Raw genomic sequence first — 17980 nt, forward strand, 5'->3', positions numbered from 1 at the left:
GTTATGCTCGGGCGGTGCCGCCCGATTCCGGAGTCCACCCGTCGTCTCCGCGTAACGGGGTCGGGCTCGCCGCGCTCGTGCTGGGTGTGCTCGGGCTGGGGTTGTCGTTCGTGCCGTTGCTGAGCGAGTTCCTCGCGATCCCGTGTTCCATCGCCGCCCTGATCGCCTGCTACGTAGGCTGCGATCGGGTGGAACGCGGGCTCGCGACGAACCGGACCGACGCGATCGTGGGTGGGGTGCTCGGTGCGCTCGCGCTGCTGATGGCGCTGCTGATCAATCTCGCGGTGTACAGCGGGCAGTCCGCCTGAGCGCGGCACCGCGCTCAGGCGCCGGCGGGGTGGCGCCGGTCGAGATCGAGATTCAGTTCGACCACGTTCACACGCGGCGCACCGAGGAAACCGAGCGTGCGGCCCTCGGTGTGCGCGTCGACCAGCTCGACGACCTGCGCGGGGCTGATGCCGCGTGCCCGCGCCACCCGGTCGACCTGGATGGCCGCGTACTCCGGGGAGATGTGGGGATCGAGCCCGCTGCCACTGGCGGTCACCGCGTCGGCGGGCACGGCCGGATCGGCGGGCGCGGCACCGGCGATCGGGACGATCCGGCCCACCGAGTAGTCCTGCCCCACCTGCGCGCACTCCACCGCGACCCCGCGGTACGTGGTCAGGAACGGACTCGCCGGGCACTGTTCGTTGACGCTGACCACCTGGACCGGCCGCGACACGTCACCGTCGCCGTCGCGCGGGCCGATCACCGAGAGCACCGCGCCCACACCGCTTTCCGTGCAGTACGGCCGGGCGCCGTCGACCCCCTCACGGTCGCCGACCTCCTTCGACCGCGTGCACACGGTGGTCAGCAGGCTGGGACGCTCGGCCGTGTCGACGATGTCCTCCGGGCCGAGATTGCTCGCGCCGGTGGACAGCGGGTCGTAGCCGTCCCCGGCGGCGGACGGCCGGCTCTGGAAGTACTGGACCAGCGCGGTGCCGTCGGCGCCGGTGAACGACTGCCCGATCAGGCTGGAGCCCACCAGCTTTCCGTCGCGTTCGAGCAGCGAGCCGTCGGCCTTGTCGTCGAGGCCGGGTAGCTGGGCCACCGCGAACACCGCGACGGGGTACACGATTCCGGTGATCACGGTCAGTACCAGCAGGGCGCGCAGCGCGGCCAGGTGCTGACGGATCCAGGTCGACATGCGCATTTCAGGACATCCCGGGGAGGAGTTGGACGAACAGGTCGATGATCTTGATGCCGAGGAACGGCGCGATGATGCCGCCCAGGCCGTAGATCGTGAGATTGCGGCTCAGCAGTGCCGAGGCGTCGCTGGGCCGGTAGCGCACACCGCGCAGGGCCAGCGGGATCAGCGCGACGATGACGATCGCGTTGAAGACGACCGCGGACAGGATCGCCGACTGCGGGCTGGCCAGGCGCATGACATTCAGCGCGTCCAGGCCGGGGAACAACCCCACGAACAACGCCGGGATGATGGCGAAGTACTTGGCGATGTCGTTGGCGATGGAGAACGTGGTGAGCGCCCCACGGGTGATCAGCAGCTGTTTGCCGATCTCCACGATCTCGATCAGTTTGGTCGGATCGGAGTCCAGGTCGACCATGTTGCCCGCCTCTTTGGCGGCCGAGGTGCCGGTGTTCATCGCCACCCCCACATCGGCCTGGGCCAGCGCGGGGGCGTCGTTGGTGCCGTCGCCGGTCATCGCGACCAGGCGGCCGCCGTCCTGCTCGGCTTTGATCAGGGCGAGTTTGTCCTCCGGGGTGGCCTCGGCGAGGAAGTCGTCCACGCCGGCCTCGTCGGCGATCGCCTCGGCGGTCAACGGGTTGTCGCCGGTGATCATGACGGTGCGGATGCCCATGCGGCGCATCTCGTCGAACCGTTCCCGCATGCCCTGTTTGACGACGTCCTTGAGATGGATGACGCCCAGCAGCCGCGGGGTGCCGTCCCTGACCTCGCCCACCACGAGCGGCGTTCCGCCCGCGGCCGAGATGCCGTCGACGATCCGCGCGGCCTGCTCCGGGACCGAACCGCCCTGGCCACGCACCCATTCGATCACCGCACCGGCCGCCCCCTTGCGCAGCCGGTGCCCGTCGGCGAGGTCGACACCCGACATGCGGGTCTGCGCGGTGAACTCCACCCAGGTGGCACCGGGCAGTTCCCCGGTGGTGCGTTCACGCTTGTTGAACACCTGTTTGGCGAACACCACGATCGAGCGACCCTCGGGTGTCTCGTCGGCCAGGCTGGACAGCTGCGCCGCGTCGGCGAGTTCGTCGTCGGGAATCCCTGGCATCGGGACGAATTCGGCGGCCTGCCGGTTGCCGAGGGTGATGGTGCCGGTCTTGTCAAGCAGCAGGGTGTTCACATCGCCCGCCGCTTCGACCGCGCGCCCGGACATGGCCAGCACATTGCGCTGCACGAGCCGGTCCATGCCCGCGATGCCGATGGCCGAGAGCAGCGCGCCGATGGTGGTCGGGATGAGGCACACCAGCAGCGAGACCAGCACGATGCCGGTGATGCCGTGCGCGTCCAGCGCCGGGCCGTCCGGCACCCCCGGGTTGTTCGCCTTCGCGAAGATCGCCAGCGGTTGCAGGGTGGCCACGGCGAACACGAAGATGATCGTGAGCGCGGCGAGCAGGATGTTCAGGGCGATCTCGTTGGGTGTCTTCTGGCGGCTCGCGCCCTCGACGAGCGCGATCATCTTATCGATGAAGCTGGCGCCGGGCTCCTGGGTGATCTCGACGACGATCCGGTCCGAGAGCACCGTGGTGCCGCCGGTGACGGCCGAGCGGTCACCGCCGGATTCCCGGATGACCGGGGCGGATTCGCCGGTGATGGCCGATTCGTCCACCGCGGCGATGCCTTCGACGACATCGCCGTCACCGGGAACGATCTGGCCCGCCTCCACGACGACGTGGTCACCACGGCGTAGTTCGGGCGCGGCGACCCTCTCCTCGATGACACGGCCACCGGGAGTCCAGTTCGCCAGGCGGCGAGCGACGGTGTCGGTCTTGGCCTTTCGCAGGGTGTCGGCCTGGGCCTTGCCGCGTCCTTCGGCGACGGCCTCGGCCAGGTTGGCGAACACGACGGTCAGCCACAGCCAGATCACGATCGCCCAGGCGAAGAAGCTGGGATCGGCGACGGCGAGAACGGTCGACCACACCGCGCCGATCTCGACGATCAGCATGACCGGGTTCTTCCACAGCGTGCGCGGATCGAGTTTGCGCAGTGCGCCGGGTAGCGAGGTGAGCAGCAGTCGCGGATCGAGGACGCCCTGGCGAACGCTCTCGGTGCGGCGCTCCGGTCGCGGTGCGGCCGGTGTTTCGAGGGTGGGACTTGTCATCTCAGTGGATTCCTTCGGCGAGCGGCCCGAGCGCGAGGGCGGGCAGGAAGGTGAGCGCGACCAGGATCACGGTGACTCCGACGACCATGCCGACGAATTGCGGACGGTGCGTCGGCAGCGTGCCGATCGACGCGGGAGTGGGGCCCTGCTGGGCCAGCGAACCGGCCAGGGCCAGCACGAAGATGATCGGCAGGAACCGGCCGAACACCATGGCCAGGCCGAGCGCGGTGTTGAACCACTCGGTGTTGCCGGTGAGTCCGGCGAAGGCCGAACCGTTGTTGTTGGCCGCGGAGGTGAAGGCGTAGAGCACTTCCGAGAGTCCGTGCGGGCCACCGTTGAGCATGCTCGCCCGCTGGCCCGGCATCGCCATGGCGACGGCGGTGCCGATCAGCACGATCAGCGGGCTCACCAGGAAATACGCGGCGGCCAGCTTGATCTCGCGCGGGGTGATCTTCTTGCCCAGGTATTCCGGTGTGCGCCCGACCATCAGGCCCGCCACGAACACCGTGATGACGGCGAGGATCAGCATGCCGTACAGACCGGAGCCGACACCGCCGGGCGCCACCTCGCCCAGCTGCATGTTGAACATCGTCATCAGGCCGCCGAGGCTGGTGTAGGAATCGTGGAACGAGTTCACCGCGCCGGTCGAGGTCAGCGTGGTCGCCCCGGCGAAGGTGGCCGAGTTCGCCACGCCGAAACGGGTTTCCACGCCTTCCATGGACGCGCCGATCGCGGTCGGCACCGTGCCGTGGTGCTGGAGCTGGAACAGGTTGGTCAGCGCGATGCTCGCCAGCGCGATGGTGCCCATCACGGCCACGATCGCGTAGCCCTGCTTGGCGCTGCCCACCATCCGGCCGAAGGTGCGCGGCAGCGAGAAGGCGATCACCATCAGCAGGAAGATCTCCAGGAAGTTCGTCCAGGTGCTCGCGTTCTCGAACGGATGCGCGGAGTTGGCGTTGTAGAAGCCGCCGCCGTTGGTGCCGAGTTCCTTGATCACCTCCTGGCTGGCGACCGGCCCGCCGGTGAGCCTCTGCTGGGCGCCGCCGACGGTCTGCGCGAGCTGATCGTGCAGGTGGAAGTTCTGGATGACCCCGCCCGCGACCAGCACGATCGCGAAGACGAACGCGATCGGCAGCAGGATCCGCAGGGTGCCGCGCACCAGGTCGACCCAGAAGTTGCCGAGCTCACCGGTGTGGCGGCGGGCGAAGCCGCGCACCAGCGCCACCGCCACCGCCATGCCGACCGCCGCGGAGACGAAGTTCTGCACCGCGAGCCCGGCCATCTGCACCAGGTGACCCTGGGTGGATTCGCCGGAATAGTTCTGCCAGTTGGTATTGGTGACGAAACTGACCGCGGTGTTCCAGGCCAGTGCCGGGGTCATCTCGGTGCCCGGGTCGTTCAGGTGCAGCGGCAACGCGCCCTGGACCAGCTGGAAGAAGAACAGGAACACGATGCCGACCGCCGAGAACGCCAGCACGCTGCGCGCGTAGACCGGCCAGCTCTGCTCGACCTCGGGTTCGGCGCCGATGGCGCGGTAGATCAGCCGTTCGGCGCGCGAGTGCCGGTCACTGCTGTAGACGCGGTACATGTAGTCGCCGAGCGGCACATGGACCAGGGCCAGCGTGCCGGCCAGTGCCGCCACGAAGACGATCCCCGCTGTTGTCGTGTTCACCTAGAACCTCTCGGGGAACAGCAGCGCCGCGATCAGGAACACGGCGACGAGAAGCGCCAGCACGAGGCCGACGAGGTTCGCGATCACAGCTTCTCCACCCCGCGCTGGATCAGGCCCAGCAGGGCGAAGATCGCCACGGTGAGCACCGTGAACACCACGACAGACATTCCGACCTCCTCGCGCTCCCCGATGGAGCGCCCGGAGGCAGTCAACTCCCGTCATCGGGCCCGGCGTGGCGTCCTTACGACTCCTTAGCGCCCGCGTCGGCGACCTTTGCGGGTTGTTGACAGGCAATCCATTGAATGAGATTCACTCATGAGGTTAGGATTACCTCATGACCTCCCCGCACACGCCAGGACTGGCGGGACCGGGCGCGTTGATGCGCCTGCTCGCTCCGATCCGCCGCTCCTTGATCCTCTGCGCGATGCTGTCCGGTGTGAGCGCGGCGGCGGGCCTCGTGCCCTACATCGCCGTCGCCGAGATCGCGCGGATCATGCTCGACGACCCCGCCGGCATCGACGGCACGGCCCTGTGGACCTGGGTCGGCATCGGCGCCGCCGGGGCGAGTGTGTGGCTGCTGCTGTTCGTCCAGTCCTCCCGCATCGGCCATTTCGCGGACGCGGCGATCCTGCACTCGGTGCGCGCGCGGATCGTGCGCCATCTCGGCGCGCTGCCGCTGGGCTGGTTCCGCGCATCGGGGTCCGGTGCGGTGAAGCGGGCGATGACCGGCGATCTCGAGGAGATGCACGAGGTCATCGCGCACGCCCTGGGACAGTTGACGGGCGCGGTCACCGTCATGGCGGTCGGCGCCGGGTACCTCTTCTTCGTCGATGCGCGTATGGCGCTCGTCGCGTTCGGCGTGCTCGCGACGATGGGGATCAGCTACCGGATCTCGATGCGATCGATGACCACCCACATGAACCGGCTGATCGCCGCCGAAGGCCGGATCAGCACGGCGAGTGTGGAATACGCCGACGGTATCCAGGTGGTCAAGGCGTTCGGCACCGGCGGGCGGGTGCTGCGCCGATTCGACGACGCGGTCCAGGAGTACGCCGACGCGTTCGCGGTATGGGTCGGCGAGGTCCGCTACAGCTCGGCGGTCTCACGGCTGTTCGGCTCGGAGATGGCCGTCCTCACCGCGGTCGCGACCGCCGGGTTGATCCTGGTCGACCGTGGTTCGCTCGGTGTCGCCGATCTGGTGGCGTTCCTGGTGATCGCGGTCGGTCTGCCGAATTCGATCCTGCCCGCCGTCTCCGCGGCTCAAGGGGTGCGCAAGGGCCGTATGGGGGCGGCCAACATCGAACGCCTGCTCGCGCGGCAGCCGCTGCCCGAACCCGCGCGACCGCGGATTCCCCGCGAGTTCGGCGTCGAGTTCGACCGGGTCAGCTTCTCCTACGACGGTGTGCACCAGGCGATCACGAACGTCGACGCCGTCTGCGCACCGGGCAGCGTGACCGCGATCGTCGGGCCTTCCGGCGCGGGCAAGACCACCCTGGCCAGTCTGCTGCCCCGCTTCTACGACGTGTCCGGCGGGGCGATCCGGATCGGCGGGGTCGACGTGCGCTCGATTCCCTCGGCGGAGTTGCTGGCGTCGATGTCGCTGGTGTTCCAGGACGTCGCGCTGTTGCGCGACAGCGTCGTCGAGAACATCCGCATCGGCAGGCCCGGCGCCACCGACGAGGAGGTCCGCCGGGCCGCGCGGGCCGCGCACATCCACGACGTCGTCGAGCGGCTGCCCGACGGTTACGACACCCTGCTCGACGGTGGCGGCGGCGGATTGTCCGGTGGCGAGCGTCAACGGCTGACGATCGCGCGGGCGATCCTGTCCGGCGCGCCGATCGTCGTGCTCGACGAAGCCACCGCCGCCCTCGACCCCGACAGCGAAGCGGCGGTCCAGGACGCGCTGGCTACCTTGGCGATCGGCAAGACACTGATCGTGATCGCCCACCGGCTGCACACGATCGCCGGTGCCGATCAGATCCTCGTTCTCGATCGCGGCCGGTCGGTCGAGATCGGCACGCACGACGAACTGCTCGCTCGCGGCGGGCTCTACGCCCGGATGTGGGCCGCCCAGGAGGGAATTCCCGCATGATCCGCCGACTGTACCGACTGTTTCCGCAGCCGCGGCTGCTGGCCGGGTTGTGGCTGCTCACCGCCACACAGGCCGTCATCCAGGGGCTGCTGCTCGGGCTGCTCGTCCCGATCCTGGCCGTGCTCGTGCGCCCCGAGCCCGACCTGTCCGCCGCGACACCGTGGCTCGTCCTCGGCGCGATCGGCGCGATCGTCTACGCGGTGCTCAGCGTCATCACCACACCGCTCGGCTTCGCGGCGGCGGGAACGCTGGGAGTCCAGCTGCGCCAGCGCCTGATGCGGCACGTCAGCACGCTGCCGCTGGGCTGGTTCACCGCCGAGCACAAGACGCGCCTGGCGCGCGGGGTGACCGCCGACGTGGGCGACGCCGCGCACCTGGCCGTGACGGTCGCCGGACCCGCCATCACCGCGACCCTGCTGCCCGCGACGGTGGTGGCGGTGGTGTTCGTCGTCGACTGGCGAATGGCGCTGCTGCTGTGTGTGATCGCGCTGTGCGCGTACTGGGCGCTGCGACGCGCCGGCCGCATCGCCGAGGTCGCCGAGATCGAATTGGAGCGGGCCTCGGCCGGTGTGGCGGGCCGCGCGATCGAACTCGGTCAGGCACAGCCCGTGCTGCGCGCCGCGGGCTACGCGCAGGGCACACCGCGCATGCACGAGGCACTCGTCGACCATCGCGAGACCTACCGCGCCGGCATGCGGCGCGCGCGCCAGCCGTTCTTCGTCTACACCGGCGTGATCATGGCCGGATTCGTCGCTGTCCTCGCGCTGACCGCCGCGCTGGTACTCACCGACCGCATCGGAATCGCCGCGGCGATCGCCCTGCTCGTCCTGGCCGCGCGTTTCCTGGAACCGCTGGGCAATCTCATCGACCTGATCGGGGCGCTGCGGGCGATGACGAACAAGATCGCCCGCCTGGAAGCCCTGCTCGCCACCCCGGCCCTGCCGGTGCCCGTCCGCCCGGTCCGGCGCATCGAATCCGCCGAGGTCGAGCTGTCCGATGTCACCTTCACCTACCCCGGAAGCGACAGCCCTGCCCTGCGCGATGTCTCGGTGCGGTGCCTGCCCGGCACCACCACCGCGCTCGTCGGACCGTCCGGGTCGGGCAAGACGACCGTGACCCGTCTGGTCGCCCGCTTCTTCGACGTCGATTCCGGCAGTGTCCGTGTGGGCGGGGTCGACGTGCGCGAGCTCGACCCGGAGGTCCTGCTCGACGAGATCGCGATCGTCTTCCAGGACGTCTACCTCTTCGACGACACCATCGAGAACAATCTGCGCCTGGCACGACCCGACGCGACGCTCGACGAACTCGACGACGCCGCCCGCGCCGCGCGGCTCGACGAGGTGATCGAGCGCCTGCCCGAGGGGTGGCGCACGCGGGTGGGTGAGGCGGGGGCCCAGTTGTCCGGCGGTGAACGTCAACGGGTCGCCATCGCCCGAGCGGTCCTCAAAAGGGCGCGGATCGTCCTCGTCGACGAAGCCAGTTCGGCCCTGGATCCCGAGAACGAGGCCGCGGTCACCCAGGCCATCGCCAATCTCGGCGACGACCCGGACCGCACCGTCATCGTGATCGCCCACCGCCCGGCCACACTGGCCTCCGCGGATCGCGTGATCTCGCTCGAGGACGGCGGGCTCGCCGAGTTCGGCACACCGGACGAATTGCTGCTCACCGGTGGCGCGTTCGCCCGCCTGTCGACCCAGTACGAGCGCGCCCGGCGCTGGCGTATCGCACCGTCCCGGCAAACACAGTGACCGTCCCCCGGGCACGGATCAGCATCGTGCGGTGACCGAACACCGCCGCCGGATACCCACCGTGGGCGCGCGGCAGTACTTCTGGCGGACCGGTCGCCCATTCCCGGGTCGTGCACCGGAGCGGGATGTGATCCGGCCGATTCTATTGCTTCACCCGGCCGGCTCCGCCCGAGACAATTATCCGTATTCGGAGCCACACCCGATTCGCGTAATCCATCGACCTCGCCGACGTGGCGAAACCCGGGAGACCAGCGATGACCAGCACCGTCACCCCCACCGTCGTTGCCAGCACCACCTCCCCGCTGTCCGCGACCGCCGCGCCGAGCGCCTTCTTCGGCATCGGGGACTACCAACGGTTCCATGCCCGCGCGGCCACCTACGACGCGGAGAACGCTTTCTTCACCGAGGATTTCGAGGAACTGCGCGCCGCGGGCTACCTCCGCGCCGCACTGCCTCCCGAATACGGCGGGCGCGGCTTGTCGCTCAGCGAATTGTCCAGAGAACAGCGGCAATTGGCGTACTGGGCGCCCGCCACCGCGCTCGCGGTGAACATGCACCTGTACTGGACGGGACCAGCGACCGCACTGACCGTCTCCGGCACCGAGGATTTCGGCTGGTTGCTCGCCGCGGTCCGCGACGGTGAAGTCTTCGCCGCCGGGCACGGCGAACGCGGCAACGACGTGGGACTCGACGATTCGCTCGTGACCGCCCGCCCCCAGCCCGACGGGTCCTACCGCATCGACGGCCGCAAGACCTTCACCTCGCTCGGTCCGGCCTGGACCTCGGTGGGCATCCACGCCCGCGACGACTCCGACCCGGCCGACCCGCGCATCGTGCACCTGTTCGTCGCCCGTGACCAGCCGGGAGTCCGCACCGAGCAGACCTGGGACACCCTCGGCGTGCGAGCGACCCGCAGCGACGACACCGTCTTCGACGACGCGCGCGCCGAAGCCGTGACCGTCGCGGGCACACACGCGCCCGGCGGCGCCTACCCGCCGCTGATCAACGGCATCCTGGGCTGGTACCTGCCGCTGGTGGCCAATGTCTACTTCGGGATCGCCCGCCGCGCACTCGATGTCGCGATCCTGCAAGCCACCACCCGGCCCTCACTGGTCCCCGGTGTCGACACCCACGCCGCCAAACCGGCGGTCCAACGCCAGATCGCCGAAGCCGAAATCCAGCTCGACGCCGCCTACGCCCTGCTCGAAACAGCCACCAGGGACGCCGACGCCGGCCTCGACCACGGCGTGTGGGCGGTACCCCGCCTCTTCTCGGCGAAAGAATTCGCCACCAGGACGGCCAAGAACGTCGTCGACATCGCTGTCCAGGTGGTCGGCGCCTCCTCGATCAGCCGCCGCAACGAACTCGAACGCCTCTACCGGGACGTCCGCACCGGCCAACTCCATCCCCCCAACACCGACGCGATCCTCGACGTCATCGGCCGCACCGCCCTCGGCCTACTGCCCTGACCCGAGGACGCCCGAGATCCCGATCGACCGGTTCGACGAGCATCTGAAGTAGCCCATCGGCGGGCCGGTCACTCGACCGGGAGTGTTCGCTCCAGGCGATCGAGCAGCGATTCCAGTGACTCGTCGAACTCGAGGGCGCTGTGGTCCTCGGCCAGTTTCGATTCCAGGCGCGACAGGTTCGGGAAACCCGAGAGGTGATCGGCGACCGAGCGATCCGGCTCCGACGGTGCGCCCGGCGCGCGTCCGGCGACTTCCAGCAGCAGCTGGCCGAGCAGGAAGGTCGTGTAGGAGCGGTAGGCCGAGACCGCGGCGTCGTCGTCGAAGCCGTAGGACAGCAAGGTGTCCAGGAAGGTCTCCATCCAGCGCAGGCTGCGCAAGGGTGGGCGCACCCACGGCGCTTCCGGTGCCCTGGTCGCCACGAGCGGGAACAGTTCCGGATGGTCCAGGGCGATCTGTCGCACGCCGTGCGCGAGCCGCACCAGGAAGTCCTGCCAGCCGTCTTCCTGGCGGCGCGCCGCGAGCTGGTGCTCGTGCAGATCGTCGACCAGCAGCGCGACGATGCCGCTGAGCAGATCCTCGCGGCTGTGCACATAGCGGTAGAGCGCCATCGCCTCGACCCCGCAGGCCGACCCGAGCCGGCGCATGGTCAGCTTGCGCAGACCTTCCTGATCGACGAGATCGATGGCGACCTCGAGGATCCGGCGGCGGCTCAGGGTCGCCCGCTCGTTGTCGCCCGATTCGGAACCGCGAGGGTCCGGCGACTCCGCCGAACCCTCTACGCGATCGTCGTGATGTTCGTCCACCGAAACATCCCCTCACTACTCGCGTCGAAGCAAGACCAACGGTCAGACTATTTCACCGCCCACCCAGTCCCTAAACACCCGACGGGCGCGGGTCGGCGGCCGGCGCCGCCCGCCGCGCCCGACACCGCCCCGATTCCTCCGAGAAACCGCGCCTGAGCTGCGGAGTTTACAAGGTAAACGCCGGACGCTAGATTGTGACGAATGTGCGGTGAGGGTTCCGTCGGCGAACGTGACACCGGGGCCGACGACGCGATCGGCCAGTGCCTGCTGGAGGCGTCGTCGTCGAGCGGCTGGCAGGATTTTCTGGTGCGCCTCGCCCACGGGGTCCGGCGAATCGTGCTGCGTGAGGCGGACTCGTTCTCCCCGCCCGCCGCGCTCGCACCGGAGGCGCCCTGGGCGCGGCCGCCGCTGGGCCACCTGCGGTGGATGGAGGCGTTCCTCGACGCGATGCTGTCCTACGGTTTCGACGACGACGAGGCGGTCGCGGCCTACCGCTCCTTCACGACCTTCCTGCTCGGGCAGTTGCTGCTCGAGGCCGCGGGCCACCTGCCGATACCCGGCGCCGAACACACGCCCTCCGCCGGCACCCTCGCCGAGTTCCCGAATCTGTATCGCCTGCAACCGAAGCTGTCCCAGGACCACGGCACCGCCGAGTTCGAGGACTGCCTCGAAGCCTTGCTCGACCGAATCGAGCGCATGCGTGCCACCCCGTGAACTCCCCGCACTCACTGAAACGGTGACCCCCATGGATCAAGAGCTCCTCAGCGAGGCCGCCGTCGAGCCGAACCTGTCATCCGGCGGCGTCGCCGAGGTCGAGGCGGTGATCGGCGCGGGAACCCAGCAGCCCATCGGCAGTTTCCGGTTCTGGTTCGGCGAGCAACGCTGGGAATGGTCCGACGAGGTTGCCGCCATGCACGGCTACTCCCCCGGCCAGGTCGAGCCGACCACCGAGCTCCTGCTGTCGCACCAGCATCCCGACGACCGCGAGCGCGTCGCGGGCGCGATCACCACCATGATCGAGAACAGTGAACTGTTCTCGATCAGGCACCGCATCATCGACACCTCCGGTTTCGAGCACGAGGTCATCGCGGTCACCGATCTGATCCACGACGATCAGGACGCGATCATCGGCATCCTCGTCTACTACATCGAGATCACCGACCTCATCGACGATGTCACCGACCAGGAAATCGCGGAATCCTACGAGGGCCGCCAAACGATCGAGCAGGCCAAAGGCGCGCTCATGCTCATCTACGGGCTGACATCGGATCAGGCCTTCCGGCTGTTGCGGTGGCGTTCACAGGAATCCAACGTTCGATTGCGCGCTCTGGCCACCCAATTGGTCGCCGAGCTGCGTCCGATCAGCAAAGAGATTCCCCAGTTCCGCAATCGATTCGATCACCGTTTGCTGACCCTGCATGAACGAGTCCGCGACAACTGAGCCGCTACTCGTTCACCAGGTCCGCACCGGCGCCGGAATTCCACGACCGGCCCGGTAAACGACGCGTCTAGGCGGACGCCGCTTCGTAGGCGGCGATGACGTCGGCCGAGATCCGTCCACGAGTGGACACACTGTGCCCGTTCTTCCCCGCCCACGCGCGGATTTCGGAGAGGTCGGTGCGCCCGGACGGCGTACCGGCGGACGCCTTCTTGCTCGGTCGACCTGCGCTCTTCGCGCGCCCGGTCCGCCGCGCGTAAGGGAGCCACTGATCGAACGTTTCGCGCAACTTGGTGGCGTTGGTATCGGACAGGTCGATTTCGTAGTCGACACCATCGAGCGCGAAAGTGACTGTCTCGTCGGCTTCGGAAGTGCCGTCGAAGTCGTCGACAAGGCTGACTACGACTTTGCGTGCCATGGGATTCCTTTTCGTTCGGGTACAGGGGGCTACGCGGATGTTAGCCGCCGTAAGCGGGGAGAGTGCTATCAGTGCCAGTGCACGGGCAGCATATGGGCTACGGCAATGGACAGATTCGACGCCCCCGATGGGGCGACAATCCGCGTTCTCGGCAGTCGAGAGGCCAGATCCGAAGCCGGATCACCGAATAGGATCAAGCACTGACCGGATAGCTCGCCTGAAAGGCGAGTCGCCCGTCGGCGTCCGCGGCGATCCGGTCGAGCCCATCATCGAGGGTCATGAAGACCTGCCACGGCGGTCGACCGTCGACGGCACCAAGGTGCTGGACCACCAACTGCTCGAGCTCGGGAACACGCTTGGCCTTCCACACCTTGTCGGCCAGGCTGACAAGCAGGTCTTCCACTCTGACCTCGGGCCGGGTCCACGATCCGTGAGTTCGGGCGAAGCGAGCCGCCTCCTCGTCGAAACCTCGCGCGAGGAGAAGCTCGTAACCAGCCTGTTCATGAGCCGTGCCTGGTCCCGACAGCTCATCGGGGTGCAAAATCTTGCCGATGTCATGCGTTGCGGTGCCGAACAGCATTGTCTCCCGGTCGAACTCCATTTCAGGGTGAGATCGGCCGACCCAGTCGGCCAATCGCCACGCCACTTCGTGAACCGCCCGCAGGTGAGCACCCAGTCGAGGCGGTGCCTCGAGGTTTCCGAGGAGAACTTCGACTCGCTCCGGCAGCGACCTGAGCCCCGCGTACCCGGGGTCGGTCAGAGCACGTTGCAGGAGAACGGAGGTCATTTCGGACAGGGTAGTCCGGACAGCTCGATGCCCTTCGGATCACTCCGCGGGCAGGCCGACCGCGGCCCGCATGGCGATACGTCCACGCCGGGCGGCGGTGGGATCGTCGAGCAGCTGGATCTCCTGGTTGACCGCCATCGAGATGCCGATGAGCACGGTCGCCAGTTCGTCGGCGGGGCGGTCCGCGGTGCCCGCCACCGCGATCTCCTCGCTCAGGTACGCCCGCCAGTCACGGACGACCGTGCCCAGTCGGTCGCGGAGCGGCCCCGGCCTGCCGTCGAGTTCGCTCGATGCCGCGGTGACGAAACAGCCGCCGGGAAAGGGACATTCGGCCAGGTAGCCGATCCACGCGTCGAGCAGGGCGGCCAGTCGCGCCGGACCGGGCGCGCGTTCGGGCACCGTGTCGAGCACGGCGGCGCGAAAGACCGCACCCGCCCGCTCCAGCGCGGCGGCCTGGAGTTCGGCGCGGGAACCGAACGGCCCGACGACCCCCGCGCCGCCTTCGCACACAGCGCCGCCCGCTGGGTGGTCGCGATGGAACAAGCGGGCCAGAACATCCAGCTGCCGTCCTCGGGCACCGTGGCGACCACCCGCGTTCTGTCGATCCACTTCGTCGACATGCTCACCCACCGCTGGGACCTCGCCCGCGCGCTCGACCGCCCCTGCCACGTCCCCGACCACCTCGCCACCGCCGCCCTCCCGATCGCCCGCGCGATCACCACCCCCGACAGCCCCCTCACCGGCCCCAACGGCGCCTACGCCCCCCGCCACCCCGAGAACGCCACCCGCCCCACCCTCGACAACATCGCCGCCCTACTCGGCCGCGACCCCACCTGGACCCCACCCTCCACCACATCCCGCGCCGATCCGGCGCCGACTATCAGGGCGCATTCCCGCCGGTAGGGCGGATCGCGCGAACCTAGCGTCGATCGGGTGCATACCGATACCAGCGCTGGGACTTTCACAACGACCGGTCTTCGCGGGCCTGTCATTCTGTTCATGGCGGTCGCGGCGGCCGTCGGCACGTCGACCATCTATCCACTGCAACCGGCGATCGCGGATGTGGCGGACTCGATGGGTACGCAGATCGCCGCGGTCGGAATCGCGCTCGCTTGCGGGCCCGTCGGGTACATGGTCGGCCTCGCTCTGCTCGTGCCGCTGGTCGACCGGTTCGCCCCGGGACGCGTCCTCGCCGCGCAGTTCGCGGTCCTCGCGGGTGCGCTCGTGGCCTGTGCCGCCGCGGGCACTGTCACCGTGCTCGGTCCGGTGATCGGCACGGTGGGAGCGTGTTCGGCGGTCGGGGCGGGGCTGAGCTCGGTGGCGGGCCGGTCGGCGCAACCGCATCGCCGGGCAACGGTTTTGGGAACGGTGACCGCGGGGATCTCGGTCGGCATCCTCGCGGGCCGGATCGTCGGCGGGTGGCTCAGCGACGAGTTGGGCTGGCGCGCGATGCTGCTCGTTTTCGCCGCTGTCTGCGCTCTGCTGGCCGTGTGCTGCCTGGTGGTGCTTCCCGCGACGCCCGGCCGCACAGAGCGCGGCTACCTCGCGACCCTGCGTTCCCTGCCCGGTTTGTTCGCCCGGCACGCGACGCTGCGTGTCGCCGCTGTGCGCGGTTTCCTGTGGTTCTTCGCGTTCTGCGCGGTCTGGGCCGGAATCGCGGTGGCGCTCTCGGAGCCGCCGTACTCGTACTCGGCCGAACGGATCGGGTTGTACGCGCTGGCGGGTCTGTCGGGCGTGCTGGCCACACCGATCGCGGGCGTGCGGACCGACCGGGACGGCGCTCGCCGGGTGATCCTCGTCGGTCTGGTCCTGGCCGGCACGGCCACGGCCATCGCGGGATTCAGCCTCGCTAACACCCCGGTGACACTGGCCTGCCTGGCCGTCTTCGACGCAGGACTGTTCGCTGCCCAGGTGGCCAACCAGAGCACGGTCCTGGCGATCGATCCCGCCGCACCGGCACGCTTCAACAGCGCGTACATGCTGGTCTATTTCGTAGGCGGCAGCCTCGGGACCGCCTTCGGTGCCGCGTCGGTCGAGTGGTTCGGCTGGCTCGCCACCGCCGCCACCAGCACCGCGATGATCGTCGTCGCCGCGATGATCACCGTCTTCGCACGCAGGTTCGCGCCTACTGGTTCAGTGTCTCGCCGTGCGGTATTCGGCCGGGTGTGACGGACAGGGCGTATAGATATCGCAAAGATCCTCGGGAAACCGCTGGTGGCGGCGGCATGATGGCGCGACAACCGATGATCTGGAGGAATTCGTGCGCGCAGTGTCCGCGGCGCCGGTGCCGACGCACCGTCCCGGAGGCAGGGAAGTCGTCCGGTTGGCGCTGATCGTGAGCGCCCTGGGTGTGGTGTTCGGCGATATCGGGACCAGCCCGATCTACACGATCCAGACCGTGTTCAACCCGGCCGATCCGCACCCGGTGCCACTGACCACCGACAACGTCTACGGCGTGGTCTCGACGATCTTCTGGTCGGTGATGATCATCGTGACGCTGACCTACGTCACCCTGGTGATGCGCGCCGACAACGACGGCGAGGGGGGCATCATGGCGCTGATCACCATGCTGCGCCGGTGGGGTCGCGCCCAGGGCAGGCGCTCGGCGTTCACCCTCGCGGCGCTCGGGATATTCGGTGCCGCGCTGTTCTTCGGCGACAGCATGATCGCCCCGGCGATCTCGGTGCTGTCGGCGGTCGAGGGCATGAAGGTCGTCGAGCCGGGACTCGAGGAGTGGGTGGTGCCGATCACCGCGGTGATCATCGTGGCGCTGTTCTGTATTCAGCGTTTCGGGACCGCGATCGTCGGACGGTTCTTCGGTCCGGTGATGATCACCTGGTTCGTCGCCATCGGCGGGTTCGGACTGCTCGGGATCACCGAACACCCAGAGATCGTCAAGGCCCTCTCGCCCACCTACGCGCTGTCGTTCCTCGCGGGCAACTTCGGTGTCGCCTTCTTCGCCCTGGCCGCCATCGTGCTCGCCGTCACCGGCGCCGAAGCGCTCTACGCCGACATGGGCCACTTCGGCCGCCGCGTGATCACCTGGGGCTGGCTCGGACTCGTCCTGCCCGCGTGCACGCTGAGCTACTTCGGGCAGGGCGCGCTGATCCTGGGCGACGCGACCGCGATCAGCAGCCCGTTCTTCCTGCTGCCGCCGGAGTGGGCCCGGCTGCCCATGGTGGTCCTGGCGACCGCGGCGACCGTGATCGCCTCCCAGGCGGTGATCACCGGCGCCTATTCGGTGGTCTCGCAAGCGGTTCGGGTCGGCTATCTGCCGCGGCTGCGGATCACCCATACCTCGGCCTCGCAGATCGGGCAGGTCTATGTGCCGTGGATCAACTGGGTGCTGATGGTGGCCGTGCTGGTCCTGGTGTTCAGTTTCCGCAGCTCGGCGGCGCTGGCCTTCGCGTTCGGCATGGCGGTCATCGGCACGATCACGATCACGACACTGCTGTATCTGTGCGTGGCGCGGATCCGGTGGGGCGCACCGACCTGGCTCCTCGTTCTCGGTGGCGGCACCCTGTTGCTGGTCGACCTGCTGTTCCTGTCCGCCAACCTCACCAAGATCGTGCACGGGGCGTGGTTGCCGCTGCTCATCGGCGTGCTCGCCTTCACCGTCATGATCACCTGGCAGCGTGGGCGCGCGGTCGTCACCCGGGCGCGGACCGCGGCCGAGGGGCCGCTGCGCCCGTTCGTCGAGGAGATCCAGTCGGCGCGGCCACCCCTGCACCGGGTACCCGGCACCGCGGTGTTCCTCAACCGCGGCAAGGACACCGCGCCACTGGCTCTGCGCGCCAATGTCGAGCACAACCAGGTGCTGCACGAGCATGTCGTCATCGTCTCGGTGATCACCTGCCCGGTGCCGCGGGTGCCCGATGGCGAGCGCATCGACCTCGATCATCTCGGCTTCGTCGACGGCATGGTCCACGTCGGAATCCGCTACGGGTACATGGAGAAGCCCAGCGTCCTTCCGGCGCTGCGCCTGCTCGACCCCGACCAGACCGAAGGCCCGATCGACCTCGACGACGCCTCGTTCTTCCTGTCGAAGATCGAACTCGTCGCGGGTCCGGAGCCCACGATGGCCGCCTGGCGCAAACGCCTGTTCATCGCGACCTCACTGCTGACCGCCGACGCCGCCGAGTACTTCGGGCTCCCCCGTGATCGCGTGGTGATCGTGGGGTCACGGATCGAGGTCTAGCTCGTCGGGGTGCC

The 17980-nt window shown here is 68.8% G+C and carries 18 protein-coding genes; 9 read left to right on the plus strand and 9 right to left on the minus strand.

Annotation, left to right across the window (positions count from 1 at the left end; translation table 11 throughout):
- Positions 1-14: 14 nt before the first annotated feature.
- Positions 15-308: a hypothetical protein gene (locus tag ACFC06_RS04670; RefSeq protein WP_375927869.1), complete on the plus strand. Its 294-nt coding sequence runs from the start codon at positions 15-17 to the stop codon at positions 306-308.
- A gap of 14 nt (positions 309-322) precedes the next feature.
- Here the strand turns inward: ACFC06_RS04670 and ACFC06_RS04675 are convergent, their stop codons facing one another.
- From ACFC06_RS04675 to ACFC06_RS04695, 5 genes are read right to left on the minus strand one after another with little or no spacing between them, the layout of a single operon-like run.
- Positions 323-1192: a potassium-transporting ATPase subunit C gene (locus tag ACFC06_RS04675; RefSeq protein WP_375927871.1), complete on the minus strand. Its 870-nt coding sequence runs from the start codon at positions 1190-1192 to the stop codon at positions 323-325.
- Position 1193: 1 nt separating this feature from the next.
- The gene (kdpB, locus tag ACFC06_RS04680; RefSeq protein ID WP_375927873.1) at positions 1194-3341 is read right to left on the minus strand and encodes a potassium-transporting ATPase subunit KdpB; all 2148 of its coding nucleotides are present in this window, start codon (positions 3339-3341) and stop codon (positions 1194-1196) included.
- Position 3342: 1 nt separating this feature from the next.
- Positions 3343-5013: a potassium-transporting ATPase subunit KdpA gene (gene kdpA / locus ACFC06_RS04685; protein WP_375927875.1), complete on the minus strand. Its 1671-nt coding sequence runs from the start codon at positions 5011-5013 to the stop codon at positions 3343-3345.
- Positions 5014-5100, minus strand: coding sequence for a potassium-transporting ATPase subunit F (locus ACFC06_RS04690; protein ID WP_375935210.1), 87 nt, complete (start codon positions 5098-5100; stop codon positions 5014-5016). It lies immediately after the preceding gene.
- The gene (locus tag ACFC06_RS04695; protein ID WP_375935736.1) at positions 5097-5225 is read right to left on the minus strand and encodes a hypothetical protein; all 129 of its coding nucleotides are present in this window, start codon (positions 5223-5225) and stop codon (positions 5097-5099) included. Before ACFC06_RS04695 ends, ACFC06_RS04690 begins: the two co-directional genes overlap by 4 nt.
- A 122-nt stretch (positions 5226-5347) precedes the next feature.
- On the opposite strand from ACFC06_RS04695, the gene ACFC06_RS04700 reads away from it, so the two are divergent.
- The 3 genes from ACFC06_RS04700 to ACFC06_RS04710 all read left to right on the plus strand — a co-directional run bounded on the left by ACFC06_RS04700 (position 5348) and on the right by ACFC06_RS04710 (position 10322).
- Entirely contained in the window at positions 5348-7105 is a 1758-nt protein-coding gene (locus tag ACFC06_RS04700; protein ID WP_375927877.1) for an ABC transporter ATP-binding protein, read from the plus strand.
- Positions 7102-8853 (plus strand): ABC transporter ATP-binding protein, encoded by a 1752-nt coding sequence (locus ACFC06_RS04705; RefSeq protein ID WP_375927879.1) that lies wholly within the window; start codon positions 7102-7104, stop codon positions 8851-8853. Before ACFC06_RS04700 ends, ACFC06_RS04705 begins: the two co-directional genes overlap by 4 nt.
- A 254-nt stretch (positions 8854-9107) precedes the next feature.
- Positions 9108-10322, plus strand: coding sequence for an acyl-CoA dehydrogenase family protein (locus ACFC06_RS04710; protein ID WP_375927881.1), 1215 nt, complete (start codon positions 9108-9110; stop codon positions 10320-10322).
- Between the two features lie 68 nt (positions 10323-10390).
- Here the strand turns inward: ACFC06_RS04710 and ACFC06_RS04715 are convergent, their stop codons facing one another.
- Entirely contained in the window at positions 10391-11125 is a 735-nt protein-coding gene (locus ACFC06_RS04715) for a TetR/AcrR family transcriptional regulator (protein ID WP_375927883.1), read from the minus strand.
- 201 nt (positions 11126-11326) lie between these two features.
- Here ACFC06_RS04715 and ACFC06_RS04720 point away from each other — a divergent pair, with 201 nt between their 5' ends.
- Positions 11327-11839 carry a TetR/AcrR family transcriptional regulator C-terminal domain-containing protein gene (locus ACFC06_RS04720; protein WP_375927885.1) on the plus strand — a complete coding sequence of 171 codons (513 nt, stop codon included), beginning with the start codon at positions 11327-11329 and terminating at the stop codon, positions 11837-11839.
- A gap of 31 nt (positions 11840-11870) precedes the next feature.
- A complete protein-coding gene (locus tag ACFC06_RS04725) occupies positions 11871-12566 on the plus strand; it encodes a PAS and ANTAR domain-containing protein (RefSeq protein ID WP_375927887.1) in 696 nt (231 codons plus the stop codon).
- A gap of 67 nt (positions 12567-12633) precedes the next feature.
- On the opposite strand, the gene ACFC06_RS04730 is transcribed toward ACFC06_RS04725, so the two are convergent.
- The 3 genes from ACFC06_RS04730 to ACFC06_RS04740 all read right to left on the minus strand — a co-directional run bounded on the left by ACFC06_RS04730 (position 12634) and on the right by ACFC06_RS04740 (position 14278).
- A complete protein-coding gene (locus ACFC06_RS04730; RefSeq protein ID WP_375927889.1) occupies positions 12634-12981 on the minus strand; it encodes an Lsr2 family protein in 348 nt (115 codons plus the stop codon).
- Between the two features lie 193 nt (positions 12982-13174).
- The gene (locus ACFC06_RS04735) at positions 13175-13768 is read right to left on the minus strand and encodes an HD domain-containing protein (protein WP_375927891.1); all 594 of its coding nucleotides are present in this window, start codon (positions 13766-13768) and stop codon (positions 13175-13177) included.
- Between the two features lie 39 nt (positions 13769-13807).
- Positions 13808-14278 (minus strand): TetR family transcriptional regulator C-terminal domain-containing protein, encoded by a 471-nt coding sequence (locus ACFC06_RS04740; RefSeq protein ID WP_375927893.1) that lies wholly within the window; start codon positions 14276-14278, stop codon positions 13808-13810.
- Positions 14279-14302: 24 nt separating this feature from the next.
- Between ACFC06_RS04740 and ACFC06_RS04745 the strand changes: the two genes are divergently transcribed.
- The 3 genes from ACFC06_RS04745 to ACFC06_RS04755 all read left to right on the plus strand — a co-directional run bounded on the left by ACFC06_RS04745 (position 14303) and on the right by ACFC06_RS04755 (position 17966).
- A complete protein-coding gene (locus tag ACFC06_RS04745) occupies positions 14303-14671 on the plus strand; it encodes a hypothetical protein (protein ID WP_375927895.1) in 369 nt (122 codons plus the stop codon).
- 96 nt (positions 14672-14767) lie between these two features.
- A complete protein-coding gene (locus tag ACFC06_RS04750; protein ID WP_375927897.1) occupies positions 14768-15937 on the plus strand; it encodes an MFS transporter in 1170 nt (389 codons plus the stop codon).
- 91 nt (positions 15938-16028) lie between these two features.
- Positions 16029-17966, plus strand: coding sequence for a potassium transporter Kup (locus ACFC06_RS04755; RefSeq protein ID WP_375927899.1), 1938 nt, complete (start codon positions 16029-16031; stop codon positions 17964-17966).
- Positions 17967-17980 lie beyond the last annotated feature (14 nt).

The sequence above is a fragment of the Nocardia sp. NPDC056064 genome, from assembly GCF_042266925.1.
Classification (GTDB): domain Bacteria; phylum Actinomycetota; class Actinomycetes; order Mycobacteriales; family Mycobacteriaceae; genus Nocardia.